The organism is Amycolatopsis sp. VC5-11 (genome assembly GCF_037034185.1).
GTDB lineage: Bacteria > Actinomycetota > Actinomycetes > Mycobacteriales > Pseudonocardiaceae > Amycolatopsis > Amycolatopsis nivea.
Genome location: NZ_JBAGKF010000001.1, coordinates 1,316,524 through 1,341,000, shown reverse-complemented (window position 1 = coordinate 1,341,000; position 24,477 = coordinate 1,316,524). Strand labels below are relative to the sequence as shown.

The 24,477-nt window shown below is 69.6% G+C and carries 29 protein-coding genes and 1 pseudogene; 14 read left to right on the top strand and 16 right to left on the bottom strand.

What is annotated here, in order from left to right:
- Window positions 1-63: 63 nt before the first annotated feature.
- Entirely contained in the window at window positions 64-951 is an 888-nt protein-coding gene (locus WA670_RS06670; RefSeq protein WP_037818822.1) for an oxidoreductase, read from the bottom strand.
- 75 nt (window positions 952-1,026) lie between these two features.
- On the opposite strand from WA670_RS06670, the gene WA670_RS06665 reads away from it, so the two are divergent.
- Both WA670_RS06665 and WA670_RS06660 read left to right on the top strand, forming a co-directional pair.
- Window positions 1,027-1,653 (top strand): response regulator transcription factor, encoded by a 627-nt coding sequence (locus tag WA670_RS06665; RefSeq protein WP_134733643.1) that lies wholly within the window; start codon window positions 1,027-1,029, stop codon window positions 1,651-1,653.
- Window positions 1,650-2,555: a hypothetical protein gene (locus WA670_RS06660; protein ID WP_240691514.1), complete on the top strand. Its 906-nt coding sequence runs from the start codon at window positions 1,650-1,652 to the stop codon at window positions 2,553-2,555. The genes WA670_RS06665 and WA670_RS06660 overlap by 4 nt, the downstream gene beginning before the upstream one ends.
- 97 nt (window positions 2,556-2,652) lie before the next feature.
- On the opposite strand, the gene WA670_RS06655 is transcribed toward WA670_RS06660, so the two are convergent.
- The 7 genes from WA670_RS06655 to WA670_RS06625 all read right to left on the bottom strand — a co-directional run bounded on the left by WA670_RS06655 (window position 2,653) and on the right by WA670_RS06625 (window position 9,809).
- Complete coding sequence (locus WA670_RS06655; RefSeq protein ID WP_134733641.1) at window positions 2,653-3,402, bottom strand: phosphoglyceromutase; 750 nt, start codon at window positions 3,400-3,402, stop codon at window positions 2,653-2,655.
- 421 nt (window positions 3,403-3,823) lie between these two features.
- Window positions 3,824-4,654: a DUF4349 domain-containing protein gene (locus tag WA670_RS06650; protein ID WP_134733639.1), complete on the bottom strand. Its 831-nt coding sequence runs from the start codon at window positions 4,652-4,654 to the stop codon at window positions 3,824-3,826.
- Between the two features lie 66 nt (window positions 4,655-4,720).
- The gene (locus WA670_RS06645) at window positions 4,721-5,233 is read right to left on the bottom strand and encodes a YbjN domain-containing protein (protein ID WP_134733637.1); all 513 of its coding nucleotides are present in this window, start codon (window positions 5,231-5,233) and stop codon (window positions 4,721-4,723) included.
- A complete protein-coding gene (gene mshA, locus WA670_RS06640; protein WP_167754382.1) occupies window positions 5,230-6,528 on the bottom strand; it encodes a D-inositol-3-phosphate glycosyltransferase in 1,299 nt (432 codons plus the stop codon). The genes WA670_RS06645 and mshA overlap by 4 nt, the downstream gene beginning before the upstream one ends.
- Before the next feature lie 13 nt (window positions 6,529-6,541).
- On the bottom strand, window positions 6,542-7,363 hold the full coding sequence (locus WA670_RS06635) for an alpha/beta fold hydrolase (protein ID WP_134733635.1): 822 nt from the start codon (window positions 7,361-7,363) through the stop codon (window positions 6,542-6,544).
- A gap of 28 nt (window positions 7,364-7,391) precedes the next feature.
- A complete protein-coding gene (locus tag WA670_RS06630; protein WP_134733633.1) occupies window positions 7,392-8,579 on the bottom strand; it encodes a L,D-transpeptidase in 1,188 nt (395 codons plus the stop codon).
- A gap of 174 nt (window positions 8,580-8,753) precedes the next feature.
- On the bottom strand, window positions 8,754-9,809 hold the full coding sequence (locus WA670_RS06625) for a UDP-N-acetylmuramate dehydrogenase (RefSeq protein WP_336157146.1): 1,056 nt from the start codon (window positions 9,807-9,809) through the stop codon (window positions 8,754-8,756).
- A 309-nt stretch (window positions 9,810-10,118) separates the two neighbouring features.
- Between WA670_RS06625 and WA670_RS06620 the strand changes: the two genes are divergently transcribed.
- The 6 genes and pseudogenes from WA670_RS06620 to purU all read left to right on the top strand — a co-directional run bounded on the left by WA670_RS06620 (window position 10,119) and on the right by purU (window position 13,670).
- Window positions 10,119-10,619, top strand: coding sequence for a DUF2505 domain-containing protein (locus tag WA670_RS06620; RefSeq protein WP_037807589.1), 501 nt, complete (start codon window positions 10,119-10,121; stop codon window positions 10,617-10,619).
- Window positions 10,598-11,398 carry a class I SAM-dependent methyltransferase gene (locus WA670_RS06615; protein ID WP_134733629.1) on the top strand — a complete coding sequence of 267 codons (801 nt, stop codon included), beginning with the start codon at window positions 10,598-10,600 and terminating at the stop codon, window positions 11,396-11,398. Before WA670_RS06620 ends, WA670_RS06615 begins: the two co-directional genes overlap by 22 nt.
- Before the next feature lie 69 nt (window positions 11,399-11,467).
- Window positions 11,468-12,265, top strand: coding sequence for a DedA family protein (locus WA670_RS06610; protein ID WP_240691513.1), 798 nt, complete (start codon window positions 11,468-11,470; stop codon window positions 12,263-12,265).
- Window positions 12,165-12,395 (top strand): annotated as a pseudogene (locus WA670_RS06605) (maleylpyruvate isomerase N-terminal domain-containing protein); the annotation flags it as partial. The gene WA670_RS06610 and the pseudogene WA670_RS06605, both read left to right, overlap by 101 nt.
- 3 nt (window positions 12,396-12,398) lie before the next feature.
- Window positions 12,399-12,773 carry a mycothiol maleylpyruvate isomerase gene (locus WA670_RS06600; RefSeq protein WP_336157189.1) on the top strand — a complete coding sequence of 125 codons (375 nt, stop codon included), beginning with the start codon at window positions 12,399-12,401 and terminating at the stop codon, window positions 12,771-12,773.
- A gap of 45 nt (window positions 12,774-12,818) precedes the next feature.
- Entirely contained in the window at window positions 12,819-13,670 is an 852-nt protein-coding gene (gene purU, locus WA670_RS06595; protein ID WP_336157188.1) for a formyltetrahydrofolate deformylase, read from the top strand.
- Window positions 13,671-13,769: 99 nt separating this feature from the next.
- Here purU and WA670_RS06590 read toward each other — a convergent pair whose 3' ends face one another.
- On the bottom strand, window positions 13,770-14,816 hold the full coding sequence (locus WA670_RS06590; RefSeq protein WP_336157145.1) for an NAD(P)-dependent alcohol dehydrogenase: 1,047 nt from the start codon (window positions 14,814-14,816) through the stop codon (window positions 13,770-13,772).
- 120 nt (window positions 14,817-14,936) lie between these two features.
- Here WA670_RS06590 and WA670_RS06585 point away from each other — a divergent pair, with 120 nt between their 5' ends.
- Window positions 14,937-15,554 carry a TetR/AcrR family transcriptional regulator gene (locus tag WA670_RS06585; protein ID WP_134733658.1) on the top strand — a complete coding sequence of 206 codons (618 nt, stop codon included), beginning with the start codon at window positions 14,937-14,939 and terminating at the stop codon, window positions 15,552-15,554.
- Here WA670_RS06585 and WA670_RS06580 read toward each other — a convergent pair.
- Window positions 15,535-16,479 carry a helix-turn-helix transcriptional regulator gene (locus tag WA670_RS06580; RefSeq protein WP_134733621.1) on the bottom strand — a complete coding sequence of 315 codons (945 nt, stop codon included), beginning with the start codon at window positions 16,477-16,479 and terminating at the stop codon, window positions 15,535-15,537. The two genes, WA670_RS06585 and WA670_RS06580, sit on opposite strands and share 20 nt — an antisense overlap.
- Window positions 16,480-16,541: 62 nt before the next feature.
- On the opposite strand from WA670_RS06580, the gene WA670_RS06575 reads away from it, so the two are divergent.
- The 3 genes from WA670_RS06575 to WA670_RS06565 are packed head-to-tail and all read left to right on the top strand — an operon-like array spanning window position 16,542 to window position 18,049.
- On the top strand, window positions 16,542-16,934 hold the full coding sequence (locus tag WA670_RS06575) for a RidA family protein (RefSeq protein WP_037807569.1): 393 nt from the start codon (window positions 16,542-16,544) through the stop codon (window positions 16,932-16,934).
- Complete coding sequence (locus tag WA670_RS06570) at window positions 16,931-17,335, top strand: SRPBCC domain-containing protein (protein WP_037807566.1); 405 nt, start codon at window positions 16,931-16,933, stop codon at window positions 17,333-17,335. Before WA670_RS06575 ends, WA670_RS06570 begins: the two co-directional genes overlap by 4 nt.
- 54 nt (window positions 17,336-17,389) lie before the next feature.
- On the top strand, window positions 17,390-18,049 hold the full coding sequence (locus WA670_RS06565) for a haloacid dehalogenase type II (RefSeq protein WP_037807563.1): 660 nt from the start codon (window positions 17,390-17,392) through the stop codon (window positions 18,047-18,049).
- On the opposite strand, the gene WA670_RS06560 is transcribed toward WA670_RS06565, so the two are convergent.
- The 3 genes from WA670_RS06560 to WA670_RS06550 form a co-directional block, all read right to left on the bottom strand.
- Window positions 18,039-19,052, bottom strand: coding sequence for an NADP-dependent oxidoreductase (locus WA670_RS06560; RefSeq protein ID WP_134663651.1), 1,014 nt, complete (start codon window positions 19,050-19,052; stop codon window positions 18,039-18,041). The genes WA670_RS06565 and WA670_RS06560 overlap by 11 nt on opposite strands.
- 114 nt (window positions 19,053-19,166) lie before the next feature.
- Entirely contained in the window at window positions 19,167-19,601 is a 435-nt protein-coding gene (locus WA670_RS06555) for an SRPBCC family protein (RefSeq protein WP_037807557.1), read from the bottom strand.
- Window positions 19,602-19,697: 96 nt separating this feature from the next.
- Window positions 19,698-20,615 carry an ABC transporter substrate-binding protein gene (locus WA670_RS06550; RefSeq protein ID WP_037807556.1) on the bottom strand — a complete coding sequence of 306 codons (918 nt, stop codon included), beginning with the start codon at window positions 20,613-20,615 and terminating at the stop codon, window positions 19,698-19,700.
- Between the two features lie 140 nt (window positions 20,616-20,755).
- Here WA670_RS06550 and WA670_RS06545 point away from each other — a divergent pair, with 140 nt between their 5' ends.
- Window positions 20,756-21,448 carry an ABC transporter permease gene (locus tag WA670_RS06545; RefSeq protein ID WP_336157144.1) on the top strand — a complete coding sequence of 231 codons (693 nt, stop codon included), beginning with the start codon at window positions 20,756-20,758 and terminating at the stop codon, window positions 21,446-21,448.
- Window positions 21,445-22,158 (top strand): ABC transporter permease, encoded by a 714-nt coding sequence (locus WA670_RS06540; protein ID WP_037807739.1) that lies wholly within the window; start codon window positions 21,445-21,447, stop codon window positions 22,156-22,158. The genes WA670_RS06545 and WA670_RS06540 overlap by 4 nt, the downstream gene beginning before the upstream one ends.
- Here WA670_RS06540 and WA670_RS06535 read toward each other — a convergent pair.
- Genes WA670_RS06535 through WA670_RS06525 form a run of 3 tightly spaced genes read right to left on the bottom strand, consistent with a single transcriptional unit; the run spans window position 22,112 to window position 24,387 of the window.
- Window positions 22,112-23,500: an aromatic amino acid lyase gene (locus WA670_RS06535; RefSeq protein WP_336157143.1), complete on the bottom strand. Its 1,389-nt coding sequence runs from the start codon at window positions 23,498-23,500 to the stop codon at window positions 22,112-22,114. The two genes, WA670_RS06540 and WA670_RS06535, sit on opposite strands and share 47 nt — an antisense overlap.
- A 10-nt stretch (window positions 23,501-23,510) precedes the next feature.
- Window positions 23,511-24,056: a YbaK/EbsC family protein gene (locus tag WA670_RS06530; RefSeq protein ID WP_134733617.1), complete on the bottom strand. Its 546-nt coding sequence runs from the start codon at window positions 24,054-24,056 to the stop codon at window positions 23,511-23,513.
- A gap of 31 nt (window positions 24,057-24,087) precedes the next feature.
- Complete coding sequence (locus WA670_RS06525; RefSeq protein ID WP_037807548.1) at window positions 24,088-24,387, bottom strand: DUF2516 family protein; 300 nt, start codon at window positions 24,385-24,387, stop codon at window positions 24,088-24,090.
- Window positions 24,388-24,477: the final 90 nt, after the last annotated feature.

Below are 24,477 nucleotides of genomic sequence, written 5' to 3'. Positions count from 1 at the left end.
GCCTCGGGGTCAGACCCTGTTCACCCGATCGAGACCTTCCGGCCAAATCGACGCGCTCGGTGTTCAGCGTGCTGAATGGTCCTCGAGGGTTTTGAGGTCCTCGTCGGTGAGTTCGAGCGCCGCCGCGGCGACGTTCTGCTCCAGGTGTGCCGGGTCACCCGTACCGGGGATCGCCAGCACGTGCGGGCCCTGCGCGAGCGTCCACGCCAGCCGCACCTGAGCGTCCGTCGCGTCGTGCCGCCGCGCGACCTCGGCCACCCGCTCGCCCGCGTCGGACTGTCCGCTCGCGACCGCGAAGAACGGCACGAACGCCACGCCCTGTTCGCCGCACAGCCGCAGCAGTTCGTCGTCCTCGCGGCGGGCGGACAGGCCGTACTGGTTCTGCACGCACACCACCGGCGCGATCGCCTGCGCCTCGGCGAGGTGTTCGGCGCTGACGTTGGAAATCCCCAGCTCGCCGATCAGTCCCTCGGCGCGCAGTTCGGCCAGCGCGCCGAAGTGCTCGGCGAGCGAACCGGTGCCGCGGTCGAGGCCGGTGCCGATGCGCAGGTTGACGACGTCGATGCGCTCGCGGCCGAGTTCGCGCAGGTTCTGCTCGACCTGGCCGCGCAGTTCGTCGGGGCGGGCGAACGGCCGGAACTGGCCGGTTTCGTCGCGCGACGGGCCGACCTTGGTGGTCAGCACGAGGTCGTCGCCGTACGGGGCGAGCGCGGCCTTGATCAACGCGTTGGCCGACCAGGTGGCTCCGAAGTAGAACGCCGCGGTGTCGATGTGGTTCACGCCCAGTTCCACGGCCCGGCGCAGCACCGAAATCGCGCGGTCGGCGTCGACCGGTGCGTTCGGGTCGAGCGAACCGCCGAGCCGCATCGAACCGAAGCCGAGCCGGTTGACGGTGCGGGAGCCGAGCTGCCAGGTGCCCGCGGCGGCGGCGGGAAGTGTCGTTTCGGTCATGTCTCCAGCGTGCTTCGCGGCCGGCCGCCGCGGCGGGTTTGGCAGCAAGCTGCCAACGCGGGAACACTGGACGACGTGCCCCGAGCCGAGGAAGTCGCGAGCATCCGCGACGAGCGAGAACTGGTCGAGCGCGCCGGACACCTGCTCGCCGGAGCCGACGAGTTCGCCTGCGCCGCGAACGACCTGCACACCTGGTCCGCGATGCAGAAATTCGCCCAGGAGCTGCCGAAAGAGCGGAAGCTGCGGGTTCGCAAGGTCTACCTGTCGCGAGTCATGCTCGACCCGGCGGGAGCCGAGCACCTGCGGATGCTGCAGCGGCTCGGCGCGGAAGTCCGGATCAGCGACCACGAGATCAACGAGACGATCCTGCTCGACGGCCGCGTCGCGATCCTCGCCGCCGGCCCCGGCTACAACGTCGTGACCGCCCCGGATCTGGTGCGGGGCATCTCGTCGCTGTTCGAGGCCGCCTGGCGCTCGTCGACCGCGATGGAGGCGTACGAAACGCGGTTCGCCGAGCTGCGGCAGTACACGCCGCAGCTGCTGGACCTGCTGTCTTCCGGTTCCACCGACGAGAAGGCGGCCCGGGCGATGGGCGTCGGGCTGCGGACGTACCGTCGGCGGGTGGCCGAATTGATGGATGTCCTGGGTGCGACGTCGCGGTTCCAAGCAGGCGCTCTCGCGAGGGAGGCGGGCCTGCTGTGAGGCGCGCCGTTCTCGCCGCGGCCTTGCTCACCGCCGGATGCTCCGCCTCCCAGCAACCCGCGTCGCCCGCGCCCGCTCCCGCACCGCCGAATGTGGCCTATGTGGACGCCAAGGCGACCAGCGACGCGGTGTCCGGCGTCAAAAAGGCCATGGAGACGGCGTTCAGCTACGACTCCACGAAGCCGGACGAGGTCGCGAAAACCGAGCAGGAATATCTGACCGGCGGGGCCCGCGCGCAGTTCGACAAGACCTTCGCCGAGGTCCGCACCGAGCCGGTCACCACGCAGACGCAGGTGCTCGAAACCGGTCTGGCCGAGCTGACCCCGGACCACGCGCGGATGCTGGTGGTGGCCGCGCAGCACAGCAAACGCCCGGACGGAGCCAAAAATCAGGGCGTCGCGCTCATCCTGGTCACCGCGGGCAAGGCGAACGGGCACTGGCAGCTGCAAGATTTGAACTTCGACCCGCGCGGAAAGCTCACCGCCGCGCCCAGCCCCGCAGACAGCCTCGCGACGACCCGGGACGCCGCTGTCGACGCGGCCGTCCGGGATGGCGGGATCCTGATGACCATCGACCCGAAGGACATCGACGGCAGCTACGCGAAATGGGAAAAGGTGGCCGCCGACCCGCTGCTGTCGCAGTTCCGGCAGAGCCGCCAGGAAACCGTGGACAGCATCCGCAAGACCGGGAAGAAGGCGGCCTTCGGCGCGGATTCGACCGCCGCGCTGACCGAACTCAGCCAGGACGGCACCAAGGCGTCGGCGGTGCTGTCGGCGTTGGTGACGACGAGCGGCGGCCAGAACCCCGGAGAAAACCGGCTGCCGGTCCACCTCGACCTCGTCCGGCAGGGCACCGAGTGGAAGGTGTCCGGGATCCGGGCGTTATCCGGCGAGGGCTCGTGAGCGGCGGCTAGAAGCGGCCCCCGCCGCCGTGCTCGTGAGCGGCAAGTCCGGTTCTCACCGGCAACGCCGCTCACGAGCAGGCCAGCAGCGGAAGGGCTCAGCGCCCCTGGTTCGCGACCGCGGCGGCGGCTTCCTTCGCCGCCTCCGGGTCCAGGTACTCGCCGCCCGCCTTGACCGGCTTGAGGTCCGCGGTCAGGTCGTAGCGCAGCGGGATGCCGGTCGGGATGTTCAGCGCGGCGATGGCGTCGTCGGAGATCCCGTCGAGGTGCTTGACCAGCGCGCGCAGCGAGTTGCCGTGCGCGGCCACCAGCACGGTGCGGCCTGCATTGAGGTCGGGAACGATCGCCGACTCCCAGTACGGCAGCAGCCGGGCCACGACGTCCTTCAGGCATTCCGTCAGCGGGGCCTGGTCGCCGAGGTCGGCGTACCGCGCGTCGCCGGACTGGCTGAACTCGTCCTTCGGGTCGATGGCGGGCGGCGGCGTGTCGTACGACCGGCGCCAGAGCATGAACTGCTCCTCGCCGAACTCGTCCAGCGTCTGCTTCTTGTTCTTGCCCTGCAGCGCGCCGTAGTGCCGCTCGTTGAGCCGCCAGTCGCGCTTGACCGGGATCCAGTGCCGGTCGGCGGCGTCGAGGGCGATGTTCGCCGTGCTGATCGCCCGGCGCAGCAGCGACGTGTGCACCACGTCCGGCAGCAGCCCCGCCTCGGCGAGCAGCTGCCCGCCCTGGCGCGCTTCGCGCTCGCCGGTCTCCGAAAGGGGCACGTCCACCCAGCCGGTGAACAGGTTTTCCGCGTTCCACGTGCTCTGCCCGTGCCGCAGCAGCACCAGGGTCCCAAGTTCGGCCATGGCCATCAGCCTGCCAGAACGGGTCCGCGCCGCCAGTAGTGCGTCCACCCCTCTACCCAGAGTGCGTTACCCGGGAGTAACACCTTCACCCGACGCGCAGCCGGGTTGCCGACAAGCAGGCCAAAGAGTGCAAGACGCTGCACACTGTTATCCCCGTCAGCAAAGTTCACTCGAACGGAGTAACCAGTAGTCTTGTGATTACTGGTCGACATCTGACAGGTTGGGCATGTCCCGCTCAGCCGGATTCCACGCACTCCCGGCTGATCACGGGCAGTGACCGCGGCTCGTCTCCCCCCTGCCGAGCCGCGGCCCGCCGGCCCCGTTGGCATCCCCCTCGTCACCGGGTCCAGCAAGGCGGGACCTGCAGCGGGACGGCTCGAGATCGCGACTCCCCCCTCCCTCGAGCCGTTCCGCCAGCCCCTCACTCCGCGGGCCTGGCCTTCCGCCGCCGCAGCCACCAGAACACCGCGCCCGCCGGGATCCCGAACGCGATCAAGAACGGCAGCAAAACTCCGAGCACGCGCACGAGCCCGCTGCAGAAGACGACGAACGCGTCCCATCCCCCGGACAGCCCGGCGAGGAAGCCGCCCGTCTCCTCCGCCGCCGCGGCTGCCTGCTTCCTCACTGACAGCGACACGGTCGCCATCGCGACCTTCCCGGCCAGCGACGCCTGCTGCCGCTCCAGCGACTCCAGCGTGGCCTGCCTGCTGGTCAGCTCGCTCTCGACGGACGCGATCTCGGACACCGACTGCGCCTTCGCCAGCAGCGCGCGGATCCGCTCGACGCTCGCCCGCTGGGTCGCCAGCCGCGCGTCCACGTCGACCACCTGCGAGGTCACGTCCTGTGCGCTGATTTCCCGCCGCTTCACCTGGCCGAGCCCGCCCAGTTGCTCCAGCACGCCGTCGAGTTTCTCCGCGGGCACGGCCAAGGTCAGCGACGCGGAATCGTCCGTCGCGCTCTCCTGCCCGGCGTAGCCGCCCGCGCCGGTCGCGATCGCCTTGGCGCGGGACACGACCTCGTCGGTCTTCGGGGTGGTCAGTTCCAGCCGTGCGCTGCGCGCCAGCTTGCGATCAGTCGCGCCGGGCTCGGGCACCGACGCCTGCGCGTTGCCCTGCTTCGGTGCCGCCCCCTGCTCTTGCCGCTGCGCGGGCGCGACAGCCGACCTCGCCGAATCCGCGCTGGTGCCGCCGCTGCATCCGGCCAGCAGCAGCACCGCGGCTCCCGCGAGCACGTATCTCCATCGAGTCCGCATTCCCGTCTCCCTCCAGTCGTTGGCGGTGAGACGAAGCGACCGGGCGGACCCGTTGCACGGAATCGGTTACGACTCGGTCAACCCCGGTTCGTGCCCTCCGGCGGGTTCGGCGAGGTGTTTGAACGCCTCGAGGTTCGCCAGCGATTCGCCGCGCGAAACCCGCCAGTCCCATTCGCGCTTGATGGAGGTGGCGAACCCGATTTCCAGCAGGATGTTGAAATCGCCGTCGGCGGCCTCGAGCACCTGGCCGAGGATCTTGTCCAGTTCGGACTCGGTCACCGTCTCCTTGCCGAAGCGGCCGACCAGGTAGATGTCGCCGAGACTGTCCACTGTGTAGTGCACGCCGTAGAGCCGGGCGTTGCGCTGCAACAGGAACCGGTACACGTCCTCGTGCCGCTCGTCCGGACGGCGGCAGACGAACGCCTCCACCGAGAACGCGTGGTCGCCGTCCACGAGCCAGCAGTTGGTCTGCAGCTTCTTGGTTCCCGGCAACGTCACGAAATAACGGCCTTCGCCGCGACGGTCGTATTTGAGCCCACTTGAGTCCAAAGTGGACTTGATAGTCGCGTCAAGGCTCACACTGCCACCTCCGCCCGCAGTTCCAGCGCCTGCCGGAACGCTCTGGTCGCTTGAGCATAGATGTCCAGCAGCGAATCCGTGGTGCGCCGCCAGGAAAACCGCTGCGCGTGCCGTACCGCGTTGGCCGCCAGTTCGGCCCGCCGGTCCGGCCGCAGCGCGACCGCGGCGAGCGCGTCGGCCCATTCCGCCGCGCCGTGCGACGGGACCAGCAGCCCGGAAACCCCGTGCGGCACCGCGACCGGCAGCCCGCCGACCTCCGCCGCCACCACCGGCGTACCGCACGCCTGTGCTTCGAGCGCGACCAGACCGAAGGATTCGTTGTAGCTCGGCACCGCGACGACGTCGGCCGCGCGGAACACCGTGCGCAGCTTCGATCCGGTCTGCGGCGGCAGGAACCGCACCTGCTCGGCAATGCCCAGCGACACCGCCAGTTCCCGCAACGCCTGCGGCTGCTCCAACCCGGTCCCGGACGGTCCGCCGACCACCAAAACCACCAGCCGCGACGCCAATTCCGGCCGCTGCCGCAGCATTTCCGCCGCCGCGTGCAACAGGACGTCCGGAGCCTTGAGCGGCTGAATCCGTCCGGCGAACGCGAGCACGACCGCGTCCGGCGACAAGTTCAGCTCGCGACGCGCGTCCAGCTGCGAGCCGGGCGTGAACCGCTCGAGGTCGACGCCCGGCGGTACGGCGTGCACCGCGTGCGTGGCAGCCCCGTAGAGATCGACCAGCTGCCGAGCCTCGACCTGCGTGTTCGCGACAAGGCAGTCCGCCTCCGCGACGACCTGCTCCTCGCCCATCACGCGCGTCCGCGGCTCGGGCTTGTCCCCCTCGGCGAGCAACGCGTTCTTGACCTTCGCCAGCGTGTGCGCAGTGTGCACGAGCGGCACGCCCCACCGGTCGCGGGCGAGCCAGCCGACCTGTCCGGACAGCCAGTAGTGCGAGTGGATCAGGTCGTAGTAGCCCGGCTCGTGAAACGCCTCCGCGCGCAGCACGCCCGAGGTGAACGCGCACAGCTGCGCGGGCAGCTCGTCGCGCGCCAGCGGCTCGAACGGCCCGGCCGGCACGTGCCGCACCGTGACGCCGGGAGCCAGCTCGGCCAGCGGCGGCTGCTCCGACGAGGTCGCCCTCGTGAAGACCTCGACCTCGATGCCGCGCCGCGCCATCTCCTGCGCGGTCTGGCTGACGTACACGTTCATCCCGCCGGCGTCGCCGGTGCCCGGCTGCTCGAGCGGGGAGGTGTGCACGGACAAGACCGCGATCCGGCGCGGCTCAGCGATGAATCCCTTGAGGGTCACCTGGTCACTCCTGCTACTCGGCTGCGTCCCCGGCGAACCGCCGCAGCACGGAGTTGAAGTCCTCCGGCTCCTCGACGAACGGCAGATGCCCGGCCTCAACGAACCAACGCAGGACCGCCCCCGGAATCTTCCCGGCCGAATACTCTGCCGCCGAAGGATCCACGACACCGTCGGCCGAACCGTGCACGACGAGCGCCGGCTTGTCGACCGCGGCAAGCACGTCACCACTGCCGATGTCCCGCCGGAACAGCGCGCCACGCACCGCGGGCGGCACCGAAAGCGAACTGCCGAGCATCGCCTGCGCGTACGCACCAGGCACCTTTGGAGTGGCCTGGGCCCGGGTGAACTCGACCAGCGCGGGGATCGCCACCTCCGCGTCGTCCGAGAGCGCCGCGGGCAGCGCGGCCCGCATGATCGGCCCGGTCGCGCCGCCTTCGCGCTTGCGGCCAATCTCGGTGATCGCGCCCACCAGCACGATGCCGCCGAGCCGTGCGGTGCCGTGCTCGCGCAGGTAGTCGACGATCACCAGCCCGCCGTAGGACCAGCCGACGACGATCGCGTCCGGACCGGCGAAGTCGAGCACCGCGGCGAGGTCGCCCGCCCACTGCGCGGGGTCGTCGTAACCGCTGTCGGGGACGTCGGAGCCGCCGTGCCCGCGCAGGTCCATCGCGACGAGCCGGAACTGCCCGCTCAGCGCCGGATCGGCCAGCTGAGCGGACCAGGCCGCGGCGGACTGGGCCCAGCCGTGCACGAAGACGATCGGACGCGCGTTCTCCGGGCCCTCGACGCGCAGTGCGATCCGCACGCCGCCTGCCCCGGTTACCTCAGTGTTCACTTCTACTTGTTAGCAGACGGCTAGTGGATCACTTCGCGGCCGAGAGCGACTTCCACGTCGACCAGTCGTAGAACCAGTCCTTGACGTCGGAGTTGGTCGGGCTGCCCAGCCGCGAACCGGTGACCTCGACCGGGTCGCCGATCATCGCCGTGTCGAAGTAGGCCTTGGCGTCCGCCTCGAGCAGGTTGACGCAGCCGTGCGAGTTGTTCGTCTTGCCGATCGCGGCCGCGTTGTCCTGGTTCTCGTGGATGAACTCGCCGTGGTTGGAGAACCGGCAGGCCCACTTCTTGTTGACGTTGGTGTAGCCGTAGCGGGCGTTGTCGAAGACCGCGTGCGGCTCCTTCGACATGATGATGAAGGTGCCGTTCGGGGTGTTGCGCTGGACGTCCGAGTCGAGCCCGTTGGAGCACGGGTAGCTCGCGCTCTCCGCGCCGCCGCGGTAGACCTTCATCACATGGTCCGGGGTGTTGATCTTGACCACCTGGTTGCGGCCGATCTTGAACTTGGTGCTGACGTCCGATTTCACGTAGACGCCCCCGCCGAGGTCGACGCCGTACAGGTTCGCCTCGACCTCGACGGTCGTGTTGGCGGGCCAGTACTCCTTGGGCCGCCAGTCCACCTGGTTCGCCGACAGCCAGGCCCACGAGCCCTCGACGTCCTTGCTGGTCTTGACCTTGAGCGCCTTCTCGACGGCGGCGCGGTCCTTCGGGGCGGCCCCGTTGAACTTCACGCTGATCGGCATCGCGACGCCGACCTCGGCGTCGTCGCCCGGGTTCAGCGTGGCGCGCACCGTCTTGGCCGGGCTGACCGTGGCGAAGGACCCCTTGAGCTCGGCGGGCCGCTGGTCGCTGCCGGTCGCCTTGGCCGCGTAGTTGTAGGTCTTGCCGTAGCCGAGCGGTTCGGAACTGGTCCAGGACAGGCCGTCGGGCGCGATCTCGCCCTTGATCTCGTCGCCGCCCTCGTTGGTGAGCTTGACCTCGGTCAGCTTGCCTTCGGTGACCTTCACCACCACCGGCTCGCGCACGCTCGCGTCCTTGGCCCCGACGGCCGGGGTCGCGGTGAGCTTCGCCACCGGGGCGACCGGCTTGCCGCCGTTGTCGCCGCTCCCGCCCTGCGGCACCGCAGTGCCGTCGTTGCTGCCGCCCGAGCACGCGGCGGCCAGCGCCGCCGCGCCGGTCGCGAGAACGGCCTTGAACACCGTACGGCGCTCGATCACGGTCTTACCTCCACTTGTCCCCCGCACCGGCTTCTCCCACGCAGAACAGCGCCGGTGAGCGATTCGACGTTACCTGCGAACCGGAAATTCCTCTTCACCCCGCAAGACGTTTCACCCGGTGTCCGGTTGCTGCCGGTTTACTGTCGATTGCTCACCCGGGTTACCCCGGATGCTTCAGAGCGAACAGTTGATCAGCAGTGGTTCCGGATACAGCCGCACCCCGAACCGAGCCTCGACCCCGTCGCGGACCTCGCGGGCCAGCGCGAGCAGATCCGCCGTGCTGGCCCCACCACGGTTGGTAAGCGCGAGAGTGTGCTTGGTAGACAGCGAAACGCGACCCCCCGGCCCCGGGTACCCCTTGCCGAACCCGGCCCGCTCGATCAGCCACGCAGCGGACAACTTCACCCCGCCGCTCGCCGGATACTGCGGGATCTTCCCCTCAGTCGACTCCGCGATCCGGCTCAGCACCGCCGCGGCGTCTTCCTCGGGAACGATCGGATTGGTGAAGAACGACCCCGCACTCCAGGTGTCGTGATCGACCGGATCGAGCACCATCCCCTTGCCGCGCCGCAGCCCAAGCACCGCTTCCCGAGCCCGCGCGGCGGGGACTTTCGCGTCGATCTCGACACCCAGCGTGCGCGCCAGCTCGGCGTACCGAATCGGCGCGGACTGCCCACTCGGATCGACCCGGAACCGCACACTCAGCACCACGCCCCGGTCGGTGCCCTTGAGCACACTGGTGCGATACGCGAAGCCGAGCTCGTCAGCCTTGACCGTCCGCGCCGCCTTCGCGGCCCGGTCGTACAACTCGACGGAGACGATCGACTCAGCCACCTCGCCGCCATACGCACCGACGTTCTGGATCGGCGTCGCCCCCACCGACCCCGGAATGCCGGAGAGACACTCAAGCCCACCGAGACCGTTGTCGACGAGCGCAGCGACGAACGCGTCCCACTCCTGCCCGGCCGCCACCTCGACGATGTCGCCGTCACGGGTCCACCCGGTGTTGGCGATCCGCACGAGGGTGCCGTCGAAGCCTTCATCACCGACGACGAGATTCGACCCGCCCCCGAGCAGCAGGACGGGCTCGCCTGCTTCGTCCGCCGCCCGCACCGCAGCGACCAACTCAGCAGCGGTCGTCGCGGTGACAAACCGGCGAACCGGCCCGCCCAATCGGAGGGTCGTGAAGTCGGCGAGACGAACCAGACCAGGCGTTTCAGCGATGTCCACAAAGCTTGACGGTACTGCCCACCCCACCCACCCCCATCGACCCGTCCGTGAGGGCCACCCTCATTGACTCTGATTCCCTCAGCGCCCCCCTCACGTCCCTAAACCGCAGCCGATGCACCCAACGAGCGAGGCACCCAGCCCCTCCCCCGCACCCCGATACGAAGCCTCCCTGCGGGCGGTGGGTGCTTGTCAAGGCATCTTTCCCGCCTTGACAAGCACCCACCGCCCGTCAGCACAATTGGGCTTCGGGGTGCCCCACGCAACCCTCTTTCCGCGGCGAAGCCGCGGCCTCCCGGTACTGTCCGTCACATGGGATCCCGGATCGAGCACCGCGGCGAATTCACCGGCTCGCTCGAAAACGTCTTCACCGCAGTCGCAGGCAAGGACGCCCTCCAAGCCCGCCTAGCCGCCCTCGGCGGCGACGACGCGAAACTCCTCGCCTACACCGCCGAAGGCGACTCCGTCCGCTACGAACTCCAGCACGGCATCAAGGCGGCCAAACTCCCGCAAGCCGTCCGCGCCCTGCACAAAGGCGACATCATCGTCAACCGCACCCAGACCTGGAAGCGGTCCGGCGACGAGTACACCGGCCGGTCCGACGTCAGCGTCGGCGGCGTGCCCGGCGAGATCGGCGCCTCGACCTACCTCAGCCCGAAGGACGGCAAGGTCCTCCTCCGCACCACGGGCGAGGTCGTCGTGCGCATCCCCCTCTTCGGCGGCCGGATCGAGGAGTTCGTCTCCGAGCAGGTGGTCAACCTGCTGCGGCACGAGGACGAGTTCACCGCGCAGTGGCTGGCCGAGCACGCCTGACCCCGGTGGGGGCCCCGACCAGGGGCACCACCAATCCCAACCGGTTGCGCCGGGTCGACCGCTGGCTCGCGAGCGACCCGGGCGTCACGCGGCTGCTGCGGCGCGGCGAAAGTCCCCTTGTCGTCGATCTCGGCTACGGAGCGTCGCCGGTCACGACGGTTGAACTGGCCCGCTGGCTGGCGCGCGTGCGGCCGGACGTCCGGGTGCTCGGGCTCGAACTCGACCCGGAGCGCGTCGCCGCCGCCCTTCCCGCCGCTGATCCGCCCCGGCTCGACTTCCGGCGCGGCGGGTTCGAGCTGGCCGGGACGCGGCCGGTCCTGGTGCGCGCGTTCAACGTGCTCCGCCAGTACGCCGAGGACGAGGTCCCGGGCGCGTGGCAGCTGATGCTCGACGCGATGCCGCCGGAAGGCCTGCTCGTGGAAGGCACCTGCGACGAGATCGGCAGGCTGGTCACGTGGGTCGCGGTCGGAGCGGACGGTCCGCGCACGCTGACCCTGTCGCTGCGGCTTGCCGAACTCGACCGTCCGTCCACAGTGGCCGAACGGCTGCCGAAGATCCTCATCCACCGCAACGTTCCCGGCGAACGCGTGCACGCCCTGATGTCCACTTTGGACGAGTGCTGGGCCGCCGCGGCACCGCACCGTTCCTTCGGCGTTCGCGCCCGCTGGACCACCACCGTCGCCATGCTCGCCGACCGCGGCTGGCCGGTCATCGGCAATCCGGACCGGCGCCGGCTCGGCGAGCTGACCGTGTCCTGGGACAGCGTCGCGCCGCGCTGAACCCACCTGTTCACCACCCGCACCCCGCTGGGTCACCCCTTGGTGACCTTCAGTGCTGACGATGAGCGAGTGGAACTGCTGGAACACGTCACCGAGCTGATCCGGGGCACGCTCGGCTCGCCCTGGCTGTGGGTGCTCGTGTTCGCGATCGCCGGCCTGGACGCGCTGCTCCCGTTCATGCCGAGCGAAACGACCGTGGTGACCGTCGCCGTCCTGATCGGACCGGACCCGGGCAGGCTCGCGCTGCTGGTCGTCGTGTCCGCCGCCGGCGCGTGGGCGGGCGACTGTCTCGGCTACGCGGTCGGCCGCGCCGCCGGTCCGCGTGCCGTCGCCTGGCTGCAGCGCGGACCGTCCGGACGGCAACGCTACGAATGGGCCCGCGACCAGGTCCGCAGGCAAGCACCGCTGCTGATCGTCGCCGCGCGCTATCTGCCCGGCGGCCGCGTCGCGAGCGCGCTGGCCAACGGGAGCCTCGGCTATCCGCTGCGCCGGTTCGTGCCGCTCGACGCCGCGGGCGCGACGCTGTGGTCGGTGTACAGCGCGCTGATCGGGCTCGCCGGCGGGGCCGCGTTCGCCGACCGTCCGGCGTACGGCCTGCTGCTGTCGCTCCTGCTCGGGCTGCTGCTGGTCGTGCTCATCGAATTCGGCCGCCGGGTCCGGGTGCGCAGGCTACGGTCAGTGCATGGACGCGCCACGGCTGCTGGAAGCGATCGACATCCACGCCGACCGGATCAAGGCCGCGACGCTCGCCGCGGGTCCGGTCGCGCCGGTCCGGAACTGTCCGGAGTGGACAGTGCTGGACCTGGTGACGCATCTGACGACGGTGCTCTCGTACACGGTCGCTGCGATCACCGACCAGAAGGCTGAGCCGCAGCGCGCGACCACCTGGGAGGACGCGCTCGGCCGCTGGGACGGCGAACGCATGGCCGTCCGCGAAGCCCTGCGGCGTCCGGCGGACACCCCGCTGCGCTCACCGTTCCCGCACGGCGGCCCGATCACCGTGGCCGATTGGACGCGCCGGCTCGCGCACGAGTTCGCCATCCACCGGCTCGACGCGGAAAGCGCCCTGGCCGAGCCGCCGGTCACCCGGTACCGCACGGAATTCGCCGAGGACGGCATCGACGAGTTCCTCGCCTTCCTGACCCCGCGCCGCGCCCGGCCGAGCGGCCGCGAGGGGATCGTCCAGGTCAGCACCGACACGCGGACGTGGACCGTGCTGCTGCAGCCGGATGGGCCGCCGATGCTGGGCGAAGGCGTCCCGGACCTCACGCTCGCCGGTCCGGCCGACGAGGTGTACCGCGCGTTGTGGGGCCGTCCGAACCACGCCGAGAACGTCGGCGACGCCACCCTTCTGGAGCCCCTCGCCGCGCCCTGACCAGCGGCCGGTGAGAATGGGCGCGTGTCAGAACCCCAGCGTTACGTGCTCACCTTCGGCTGCCCCGACCGCACCGGCATCATCGCCCGCATCTCGGGCTTCCTCGCCGACCACGGCGGAATGATCGTCGAGGCCGCGTACCACACCGATCCCGACTCGGGCTGGTTCTTCACCCGCCAGGTCGTGCGCGCCGATTCGCTGCCGTTCGACGCCGAGGGATTGCGCGAGCGGTTCAGCGCGGTCGCGAACGAACTGTCCGCGGAGTCGAGCTGGCAGGTGCGCGACACCGGCGAGCGCCCGCGCGCGGTGGTGCTGGTGTCGAAGGCCGGGCACTGCCTCTACGACCTGCTGGGCCGGGTCGCCTCCGGTGAGCTGGACGTCGACATCGCCGCGGTGATCGGCAACCACGATTCGCTCGCGGACATCACCCGCGCGCACGGGATCCCGTTCCACCACGTGCCGTTCCCGGCAGGCGACCCGGACGGCAAGGCGGCCGCGTTCGCCAAGGTCCGCGAACTGGTCGACGCCCACGACCCGCACGCGATCGTGCTGGCGCGGTTCATGCAGGTCCTGCCCGCGGAACTGTGCGCGGCGTGGACCGGGCGCGCGCTGAACATCCACCACAGCTTCCTGCCGTCGTTCATCGGCGCGAAGCCGTACCACCAGGCGCACACGCGCGGCGTGAAGCTCGTCGGCGCGACCTGTCACTACGTCACCGCGGACCTCGACGCCGGGCCGATCATCGAACAGGACGTCATCCGCGTCGACCACGGCGATTCGGTGCAGGACCTGGTGCGCAAGGGCCGGGACATCGAAAAGGTGACGCTGGCGCGCGGCCTGCGCTGGCACCTCGAGGGCCGCGTTTTGGTGCACGGCAACCGAACCATGGTGCTCTGACCCGCCCCAATGTGGCATTGGGTGCGTTGAGCGCACCGAATGCCACATTGGGTGCGTCACATGCACCCAATGTGGCATTGGGGCGCGGTCGGCGCGGGGTCAGCCGATCGTCGAGGTGTCGATCACGAAGCGGTACCGCACGTCGCTGTTCTCGACCCGCGCGTACGCCTCGTTCACCTGGTCCGCGCTGATCGTCTCGATCTCCGCGCCGACGCCGTGCTCGGCGCAGAAGTCCAGCATCTCCTGGGTCTCCGCGATGCCGCCGATCATCGAACCGGCCAGCACGCGGTTGCCGCCGAGCAGGGAGAAGACGTTGTACTCCAACGGTTCCCCCGGCGCGCCGACGTTCACCATCGCACCGCCGACGCGCAGCAGGCTGAGGTAGGCGTCGACCGGCAGCTTCGCCGAGACGGTGTTGAGGATGACGTCGAACCGGCCGGCGAGCGTCTCGAAGGTCGACTCGTCGCTGGTCGCGTAGTAGTCCTTCGCGCCGAGCCGGAGCCCGTCTTCCTGCTTCTTCAGGCTCTGGCTGAGCACGGTGACGTCCGCGCCCATCGCGACGGCCAGCTTGACCGCCATGTGCCCGAGCCCGCCGAGGCCGACGACGGCGACCTTCTTGCCCGGTCCCGCGCCCCACCGGCGCAGCGGCGAGTACGTGGTGATGCCCGCGCACAGCAGCGGCGCGGCGACGTCCAGGTCAATGCCCTCCGGGATCCGGCAGACGAACGCGTCCTTCACGACGATCTGCCGGCTGTACCCGCCGTAGGTGTTCTCGCCGTCGAAGCCGACTCCGTTGTACGTCTGGATGTTGCCCTTGACGCAGAACTGCTCGGATCCGGCGCGGCAGTACTCGCATTCGCCGCAGGAATCGACCATGCAGCCGACCCCGACCCGGTCGCCGACCTGGTACTTCGTGACGTCCGAGCCGACCGCGGCGACCACGCCGGCGATCTCGTGGCCCGGCACCATCGGGAAGATCGCGGTGCCCCAGTCCTGGTTGACCTGGTGCAGGTCGCTGTGGCAGATGCCGGCGTAGGCGATGTCGATGAGCACGTCGTCCGGCCGCAGGGCACGGCGCTCGATCGTCGTCGGCGCGAGCGGTCCGCCCGGCGCCGCGGCGGCGATGGCGGAGGTGGTCGTGGTCATGAAGCCCTCCTGGGTGTCCCGTCCGTTCGGGACAAAGTCGATGTAAGAGCCCTCTTACATCGACTAGCGTGGGCCTCGGCTTATTCCTCGAAGCGACCACGATCGGGTGTGACACACGACATGGCGGCGCAGTACCACCACCGCAACCTGCGCGCCGAGCTGGTGCGCGTGGCGTTCGACCTGATCGCGGAGAACGGGGTCGCCGGGTTCTCGGTCGCCGAAGCCGCCCGGCGGGCGAAGGTCTCCACCGCCGCGCCGTACCGGCATTTCCTGGACCGCGCGGCGCTGCTGGCCGCGGTCGCCACCACCGCGGCGCGACAGCTGCGCGAACTCGCCGAGGAAGCGGCCGCCGCCGAAACGGACGACGGTGCCGCGCTGGCCGCCGTGTCCGCCGCGCACACCAAGTTCCTGATGGAAACCCGGATCGGCCTGCACGTGTTCTTCGCCGCGGAGCTGGCTGACGCGCAATACGTCGAACTGCACGAGGCCCGCCGGGAGCTGATCGACGCGTCGCTGCTGCGCTGCCTCACGATCGCGCCGGATCCGGCTATCGCGCTGGAACTGATGGAACAACTCCACACCCAGGCCTACGGCTACGGCGATTTCTACCTCAACGGCGTCTACCAATGGCTCGGCTACCCGACGGAGCAGGTCGTCGCCAAGTCCCGACGGGCGGCGCGGATCGTGATCGAGGCTTACCGCGCGGGGACTCCGGCGATCAGTCCGGCGGAGTGGTGACGTAGCGGGTAGCCAGCCAAGAACCGAAGGCGTGCAAGCGATCGGTGAGCGCGGCCGGTTCGAGGACGTCGAAATCCACGCCCAGATAAGCCAGCCAGCGAGCAGCCCAGTCGAGATCGTCGGTGCCGAACCGGAGTTCGCACTCGTCGCCGTCCTCGACAACAGTCGCCACACTCGGGTCGACGAGTTCCCGGACCAGATCAGCCGACGTGTGCACCTGGACCCGAACGCGATACCGCCAGCCCGCGTCCGTGATCAGATCGACCACAGTGGACGGTGGTTCCGGCGCGGGCAGTTTGATCCCGAGTGGCTGGACCGCTTCGATCCGTTCCGCCGCAAAGGTTTTCCATTCACTGGTTCCGCGCGGACAAGCGACGAGGTACCACTGCCGCCGGACAGTGATGAGCCGGTAAGGCTGCACATCAATGGGTTTCGCCGATCGAGCGTCCCGAGCTCGATGCCGGATCCGCACCGCTTCGCCAGCCCGGCAAGCCAACGCGAGCGGTACCAGAATGTCCTGCGCTGCCTGCCGGAAAGGCTTGCCGGGCAACGATTCCACGTCCGCGAGCGCGGCGAGCCGGGCCTGCCAGCGCGTCGGCACCACCTGGGTCAGCTTGGCCAGCGCGGTCACCGTGGCAGTTTCGAGCCCGTCGACCGCCACCGCCGTCTGCAGGCCGAGTGAAACCGCCGCGACCTCGTCGGCGTCCAGCAGCAGCGGCGGCATCGCGGTGCCGTGCGCGAGCCGGTAGCCGCCGACCCGGCCGGGTTCGCCGTCGATGCGATACCCGAGTTCGCGCAGCTGGGCGATGTCGCGGCGCGTCGTGCGCTCGGTGACGCCGAGGCGGGCCGCGAGGTCGGTGGCGGAGATGCCGGGACGCGCCTGCAGCAACGCCAGCGTCTCCAGGCGACGGCTCGTGGTGGTCATGCTCTCGATTCTCGCGCAAAACTAGGACAGTAGCCGACCGGGTATCTGGTCATACTCGGTTTATGACTCAGCTGCTCCGCCCCGAAGGGCTCCTCCAGTCCCCCGCTTTCGCCCAGGTCGCCGTGGTCCCGCCAGGCGCGACGACGATCTACGTCGGCGGCCAGAACGCGGTCGACGCGAACGGCGCGCTCGTCGGCGGAACCGACGTCGCCGCGCAGGTCGAGCGGGTGATGGCCAACCTGAAAACGGCGCTGGCCGCGGGCGGCGCGACCGTCCAGGATGTGGTGATGCTGAACATCCTGCTGGTCGCGGACGTCGATCTCGCCAAGGCTTATCCGGCCGCCGCCGCGGCGCTGGCGGGCGCGACGCCGCCGGTCACTGTCCAGCGCGTGGCCGGGCTGGCCGTGCCGGGTGCGCTCGTCGAGGTCAGCGCGATCGCGGCGGTGGCCGAGTGAGCGTCGGGCAGACCAAGGACGCGGGCTGGCAGATCGGCGTCTCGAAGACGATCGGCCGCTCCGCCGAGGACGTCTGGGACTTCATCACGTCCGCGGAAGGCGTGGCGATCTGGCTCGGCGAGGGCGTTACCGTCCAGCCCGAACCCGGCGTCGGCTACGAGACCGCCGACGGAATCCGCGGCGAGACGCGCAGCTTCCGCGAAATGGACCGGATCCGGCTCACTTGGCAGCCGGCCGGCTGGTCGCACGAGACGACGCTGCAGCTGGCCGTGCGTGCCAGCGGTCCGGGCAAAGCAATGCTGCGCATTCACCAGGAGCGCCTGGCCGACGCCGCCGAACGGGAGCAGCAGCGCCGCCATTGGCAGGGAGTTCTCGCCGAACTGATCACCGCGCTTGCCTAGCCCGCGACTGACGGAGGACCCTGGTACGCAAGCGGTTCACCGGCTGGAGGCGCGATGCTGTGCGTGTTCGACGTCAACGAGACGCTGCTCGACCTGACCGCGCTCGACCCGCTGTTCACCCAGCTCACCGGAGATCCGGAAGCGCGTCAGGAATGGTTCGCGCTCGCGATCCACACCGTGCTCACGGTGACCGCGGCCGGCCAGTACCGCGATTTCGCGCAGATCGCCGGGGAAGCCGCGGCCGCCGTGTGCGCGCGGCACGGCCATGAACTGACCGACGTCGAGCTGGTGAAGGTCGGCGACGGCCTGCGCACCCTGCCCGCGCACGCCGACGTCGTACCCGGCCTGGACCGCTTGCGCCAGGCCGGACACCAGGTCGTCGCCCTCACGAATTCGCCGCTCGCCACCGCCGAGGCGCAGCTGCAGAACGCTGGCCTGGCAACGAAATTCGACCGGATCTTCTCCGCGCAGCAGGTCAGCAGGCTCAAACCGGCACCGGAGCCGTATCTCCAGGTGCTGCGTGCCTTCGGCGTCGAACCCGGCCAAGCGGTGATGGTCGCCGCGCACGGCTGGGACATCGCCGGAGCACAAGCGGCAGGACTCCGGACCGCGCTGCTCGCGCGTCCCGGAGTCCATCCGCTGCCCGGGCTCCCCGCCGCGACCTACACCGCGGCGACGATGCCCGAGCTGGCTGACGAAATCGTCAGGAGCTGAGGCGCACCAGCATTTTGCCGGTGTTGGCCCCGCTGAGCAGGCCGAGGAACGCGTCCGGCGCGTTGCGGATGCCGTCCACAAAGGTCTCCGAGTACTTGATCTCGCCGGACGCCACGAGCGGCGCGACCTCGGCGACGAACTCCTGCATCAGGTGCCAGTGGTCCAGCACGAGCAGGCCGCGCATGGTGATCCGCTTCGCGATGAGCTGCACCAGGTTGCGCGGCGCCGGGGTCGGCTCGGTGGCGTTGTACTGCGAGATCATGCCGCAGATGGCGATCCGGCCGTGCAGGTTCATCGACGCGATCGCGGCCTCGAGGTGCTCGCCGCCGACGTTGTCGAAGTAGACGTCGATGCCCTCGGGCGCGGCCGCGGCGAGCTGCTCGGCGACCGGTCCGTCCTTGTAGTTGAAGGCGGCGTCGAAGCCCAGCTCCTCGGTGAGGTAGCGGACCTTCTCCGCCGAACCCGCGCTGCCGATCACGCGCTTGGCGCCCTTGAGCCGGGCCAGCTGGCCGACGAGCGAGCCGACCGCACCGGCCGCGCCGGAGACGAAAACCGTGTCGCCTTCCTTGAACTCCGCGCTCACCAGCAGCCCGGCGTACGCGGTCAGACCCGGCATCCCGAGCACGCCGAGGTAGGTCGAAAGCGGCGCGACCGAATCGTCCACTTTGACCGCTCGCTTGGCGTCGAGCACCGCGTGCGTGCGCCAGCCCGCCTGGTGCAGCACGTGATCGCCGACCGCGAAGTCGTCCACAGTGGACTCGATGACCTCGCCGACCGCGCCGCCCTGCATGGCCTCGCCGACCACGAAGGGCGGCGAGTAGGACTTCACGTCGTTCATCCGGCCGCGCATCGCCGGGTCGACGCTCATCACGAGGTTGCGCACCAGGATCTGCCCGGGACCCGGCTTCGGCACCTCGGTCTCGACGATGTCGAAATTGTCCATGGTCGGGACGCCGTGCGGGCGGGCCGCGAGCCGGATCTCAGTCGCTGTGGGTGCGTTCACCGTCGAACTCCGTTTCGTTCAAGCTGGATTGAAGCGGGGCGCGCGCCCCGGTCTATCCGGCCAACGGAGAAACCGGGGCGCGCATTCCGATTGTCCCCGGGGTTGTGGCCAGCGCTACACGATCTCCGCGAGCTTGCCGAGCACGCCGTCGTAGATCTTCTTCAGCCCGCCCGGCGCGAAGGTCTTCTCGAAGAAGCCGCCGATGCCGCCCGCGCCGTCCCAGCTGGTCTCGATGCGGACGAGGGAACGCTCGCCGGAGGCGGTGACGGTCCAGGTGGTGACCATGCTGGAGTTCGCATCGGTCTCGACGAAGGTGCCGGGCGACGGCTCGGTCACCGTGGCCGCGACGTCGCGCACTCGCTTGGACGTGGCCTGCAGCTTCCAGCTGGCCTTCGTGCCGGCGCCGACGCCGCCCTCGCTGACCTCGTAGTCGCGGTAGTGCTCGGTGAGCAGCTTCGGCCGGGTCTCGGCGTAGTCCGCGACCAGCTCACGCACGCGTTCCACCGGCGCGTCGATCGTGCGCTCCGCGGTGGCCGTGACCTTGCCCATGTCGTTTCCTCCTCAGGGTTCCGCCGAGGTCACCTTCGCACATGGGGTGAGGGGCGGCGATCCCGGTTCGCACCGGGATCGCCGCTCCCGAGAAGGTCAGGAGAGGCCCTGCTGCTTCAGCCAGTCCTTCGCCACGTCGGCCGCGGGTTCGCCGTCCGCGTCGACCCGCTTGTTCAGCTCGCGCATGCCGTCCGTGGTGAGCTTCGCGCTGACCGCGTTGACGACGTTCGCGAAGTCCGCGCCGCGCGCGTCGAGCACCTTCTTGTTCACCGCGGGCACCACGTTCTCGGTGGGCACGATGGCGAGGTCGTCCTTGAGCGCGACGTACTGCGGGTCGCCGACCAGCGGGCTGACCGAGTCGACCGGGATCACCGTGACCGCGCCGGAGTTGAGCTGCTGCACGCGCGGCCCGGCCTCCTGCACGGTCTGGAAAGTCGCGTTCGTCAGCTTGTAGACGTCCTTGAAGCCCTGGAAGCACGGCAGCCGCTTCTCGCACTCCGGCGGACCGGCCATCACGACCTTGTCGAGCTTCTTCAGGTCGCTGATCGACGCGATGCCCTTCGACTTCGCGAGGTCGGCCTTCACGATGTAGGTGTTCTTGTCCTCGGCTGCCGCGTAGTTCAGCAGCCCGACGCCCTCGGGCGCGAAAAGCTTCTCCAGCTGTTCGTGCTCGGCCTTGGCGTCCTTGGTGGCTTCCTTGCCGAAGCCGGTCGTGATCGCCGCGCCCTGGTACTCCGGCAGGAACTGCAGTTCGCCGGATTTGAGCGACGGGTAGACCAGCTCCCGCGAGCCGAGATTCAGCTTCCGGGTGACCGGATAGCCCTTGGCCTCCAGCGCGCCCGCGTAGATCTCGGCAAGGATCTGGCTGTCGGTGAAGTTGAACGAGGCGACGACGATCGGAGCGCCGCCCTTGCTCGGCGCGGCCGGCTGGTCGCTTCCCCCACCGCACGCGGTCAAGCCGAGCGCGGCCGTCGCCAGCAGCGCGGCCACTCGGATGTTCCGGGTCCAGCGCACGTGTCCCCACACTCCTCAGTTCACTCGTTAGTGGGAATGGACCCTAACCGCGACCCCCGACAGAAACCACTGGTTAGGAATCCTCGCCACGGAATCTCACGGGCCGGAATATTGTCGCTCGATCGGGGTAAGGTCGCGCCGTGCACGCGTCCGTGACCCCGCTGCTGGCCGACAGCAGCCGTCCCCTCTTCGAATGGCGGTGGGTCGAACGCAACGCTGACGCGATTCTTCAGCGGCTCGGCGAGCACGTCGCCCTCACCGCGACCGCGCTCGGCGTCGGCCTCGTGCTTTCGCTCGCGCTGGCCACGCTGTGCCTGCGCTACCGCTGGTTCTATCCGTTCGTGATCGGCACGGCGGGCGCGCTCTACGTGATCCCGAGCCTCGGCGCGTTCGCGCTGCTGGTTCCGCTGCTCGGGTTCTCCTTCGCCACCTCGGTCATCCCGCTGGCGACGTACACGCTGCTGATCCTGATCCGCAACATCGTGACCGGCGTGCAGCAGGTGCCGACCGAAGTGCGCGAAGCGGCGATCGGGATGGGCTTCACGCCGCGGCGGCTGTTGTGGCAGGTGGAGCTGCCGCTCGCGCTGCCGGTGGTGATCGCCGGGCTGCGGGTGGCCGCGGTGACGACGATCGGCCTGGTCACCGTCACGTCGCTGCTCGGCAAGGGCGGGCTCGGCTACTTCATCCGGGCCGGCATCCAGACGACGATCCCCAACCCGAGCCCGATCATCGTCGGCATCGTGCTGTCGATCGCGCTGGCCGTGCTCGTCGATTTGCTGCTGTGGCTGAGCGAACGCGCGCTGGCCCCGTGGGCGCGGAGGGCCGTTCGATGAGCTTTTTCGAGCAGCTGGGCCACTGGCTCGCCGACCCGAACCGCTGGAGCTGGACCGATCCGGCCGGGATTCCGTTCCGGACGGTGCAGCATCTGTGGTTCTCCGCGCTGGCACTGGCGATCTCGATCGTCCTGACCGTTCCGTTCGCGCTGTGGCTCGCGCACTACCGGCGCGGCCAGTTCCTGGCGAGCAGCGCGGTGAACATCGGCCGCGCGATCCCGAGCTTCGGGCTGATCATCCTGTTCTGGTTCCTGGCCAGCCGGTGGGGCGCGAACACGGACTTCTGGCCGCTGCTGCTGGCGCTCGTCGCGCTGGCGCTGCCGCCGCTGTTCACCAACACCTACGCGGGCGTGGTGCAGGTGGAACAGGAAGTCGTCGACGCGGCGCGCGGCACCGGGTACCGCGAATGGCAGATCATGCTGCGCGTGGAACTGCCGCTGTCGTCGCCGGTGATCGTGGCCGCCGCGCGAGTGGCGTTCCTGCAACTGATCGCGACGGTCGCGATCGGCGCGATCGTCAACGACGGCGGCGGGCTGGGCCGCTACATCGTGGACGGTTTCGCCCTCGGCGAGCAGGGCCATGGCGAAATCTTCGGCGGCGGTCTTGCGGTGGTGATCCTGGCGCTGGTGTGCGAGGGCTTGTTCGCTTTGTTGACCAAGCTGGCTACGCCTCGCGGTCTCGCACTTCAACAGGCCCGTCGGGACTCGTGAGACAGACCTCGGCGAGTTGGTCGATTTCCGGCCCCAGCGACCGATCGACCACCACCGGCTCGATCCTCGCCGCGAGCCAGGCGTAGGTGTCAGCCAGCCTCGGCGCGCCTGGGGCCTTGAGCAGATACCGCGCCTGCCGCCCCGCGATCAGCTCGCACGCGGTGATGGCGAAGAAGCGCTCGATCACTGTCTCCAGCTCGGTGCCAGCCTTGCTGGCGAACGCTTGCACATCCTCCTGACCAGCGGAAGTATCCAGCGACCCGAGCGTCGCCGGTGCGGCCAGACGACGCATCGCATGCAGCTCGCCAGCCGCGCGTTTGTGCAACGGCGTAAGCCCGGCCTGCGGCCCCGGGTCCACCGCGAGCTGCGGCGGCAACCCGCTGAACTGCGGGTCGAGGAGGCGGTGAAGCCGCTGAACCGAAACTTCCGCCGCGTGGACGAGGGCTGCCTTGACCGCGTCCATCCGAAGCCCGAGCGCGGCGGCGTGATAGCCGGTCGTCGGGACGAACTCGCCGTTGACGAAGCCCGGCGAGTCCGCCGGGGTTTCCCAGGACTCCTGCAAGGTTTCCCGGAGTTCCTCGACCGTCCGGCTGACGTATTCAAGCACCTTCGGCCCGACTCGCACCGAGATCGGCGCCTGCACGACGCTCTTGTTGGTGGCGGCCCCTTCGATGAGTTCCTCGATGCGGGTGCCGCGGTAGATCGCTTGCGGCGCACCAAGAACGTCCACGGTGATCGCCGCGCAGGCCGTCTGCCAATCGATCAGCCGACGCATCCTCTTGCCGCACACCCACGCGTACGCCTCGGCCAGCGGCGAACCTTGAATCAGGCTCGCCCCTTCCTTCGGCCCCAGCACGAACGGCCGCACCCCGCGCCGGCTTAACGCTTCCGCCGCCGGGACCTCGGCACCGTCCTCGATGACCGTGCCGAGCCCGACGAACGTCTGGAACGCGTGCGCCAGCGGGATGATTTCGCCGGCGCTGCCGAGGCTGTCGCGCGGGACGGCCGGGAGGAACCCGTCGTTGATCCGGTCTGCGAGGAAGCTGACCAGCTCGGGACTGACCGCCGCGTCGCCGCGGAGAAACCCGCGCAGCCGCATGCACAGCAACGCCCGGGTCAACTCCAGCGACAACCACGGCTTCCCGCCGACCGCCCGGCCGACCAGCAGATTGCGCTGATGGTCAGCCTGCTGCGCGGCAGTGAGCCGGGTCCCAGCGAGCCGCCCCATCCCGGTGTTGACGCCGTAGACGAGGCTGTCCTGGCCCAGCGCGGCCAACATCGCCTCGCGCTGCTGCTTCAGCTTCTGGAGGGCCGCCGGGCTGATCTCGACTGGTTCGTCCACTGTGGACAGTTCAGCGCGCGAGCCCGTCGATGACCTCGGCGTTCGGCAGCCCAGCGAGCGCCGCACCGGAGATCAGGAGCTTGCTGCCGCGGATCCCGCTGCCGATCACCAGCTCCGGCGCGTCCGCGACGGCTTGGTCGATGAGGATCGGCCAGTCCGCGGGCAGCCCGACCGGCGTGATGCCGCCGTACTCCATGCCGGTAAGGGAAACGGCCTCGTCCATCGGCGCGAAGGACGCCTTCCGCACGTCGAGGCGGCGCTTGATGACACCGTTGACGTCGGCGCGGGTGGTCGCGAGCACGAGCGCCGCGGCGAACCGGACCTCCCCGGCCCGCTTGCCAGCGACAACAACGCAGTTCGCGGAGGCAGTCAACGGCGACCCGTACGCCTCGCAGAACGCGGCGGTGTCAGCGAGCTCCGGATCGATCTCAGTGACGCCGACCTCGTCCGGCGCGGGCATCGCGGCAAGCGCCTTGGAGACGGGTTCGGCAAGCAGGTCAGTACGGGTCGGCGCGGGAACGACAGTGAGGCTTCCGGCGATAGTCCAGGTGGTCACCAGCCCGAATGTAATCCGCCGGGCTTCCCGGTCACCAGTTGCGGTGGCCTCGCTGAACCTCGATGAGCTTCGGCCGCACGTCGACGATGTAGACGAGCGCCGCCGCCATCGCGGGCACCCAGAAGATGAACCCGACCCCGTTCCCCTGCAGCGGGAACAACACCAGGGCGACCGTGGCCACGCCAGTGATCAACATCCAGACCGGCTTGGTCTTGCGATCGGCCGCCGAGTACGCGTCGGCTCGCTGGAGCAGCGCGTGAACGAAGGCGAAGAGCCCGACCAAGGCGCTGCCCCAGTGGATGACCCTGAGGATCCATTCGGCAACCAGCACGCAGCCAGCTTACGGCAAACCGCCCACGCCGCCCGCTCCCCCAAAAACCGGCACTGTGACATGACTGCTGGTCAGGCCCGGGTGGGGCGG

Excerpts from the sequence above, each read along its gene's own strand:
- WA670_RS06670 (WP_037818822.1), bottom strand. The coding sequence starts at position 951 with ATGACCGAAACGACACTTCCCGCCGCCGCCGCGGGCACCTGGCAGCTC.
- WA670_RS06655 (WP_134733641.1), bottom strand. The coding sequence starts at position 3,402 with ATGGCCGAACTTGGGACCCTGGTGCTGCTGCGGCACGGGCAGAGCACG.
- WA670_RS06650 (WP_134733639.1), bottom strand. The coding sequence starts at position 4,654 with ATGCGGACTCGATGGAGATACGTGCTCGCGGGAGCCGCGGTGCTGCTG.
- WA670_RS06620 (WP_037807589.1), top strand. The coding sequence starts at position 10,119 with ATGGGATCCCGGATCGAGCACCGCGGCGAATTCACCGGCTCGCTCGAA.
- WA670_RS06590 (WP_336157145.1), bottom strand. The coding sequence starts at position 14,816 with ATGACCACGACCACCTCCGCCATCGCCGCCGCGGCGCCGGGCGGACCG.
- WA670_RS06585 (WP_134733658.1), top strand. The coding sequence starts at position 14,937 with ATGGCGGCGCAGTACCACCACCGCAACCTGCGCGCCGAGCTGGTGCGC.
- WA670_RS06580 (WP_134733621.1), bottom strand. The coding sequence starts at position 16,479 with ATGACCACCACGAGCCGTCGCCTGGAGACGCTGGCGTTGCTGCAGGCG.
- WA670_RS06575 (WP_037807569.1), top strand. The coding sequence starts at position 16,542 with ATGACTCAGCTGCTCCGCCCCGAAGGGCTCCTCCAGTCCCCCGCTTTC.
- WA670_RS06565 (WP_037807563.1), top strand. The coding sequence starts at position 17,390 with ATGCTGTGCGTGTTCGACGTCAACGAGACGCTGCTCGACCTGACCGCG.
- WA670_RS06555 (WP_037807557.1), bottom strand. The coding sequence starts at position 19,601 with ATGGGCAAGGTCACGGCCACCGCGGAGCGCACGATCGACGCGCCGGTG.
- WA670_RS06540 (WP_037807739.1), top strand. The coding sequence starts at position 21,445 with ATGAGCTTTTTCGAGCAGCTGGGCCACTGGCTCGCCGACCCGAACCGC.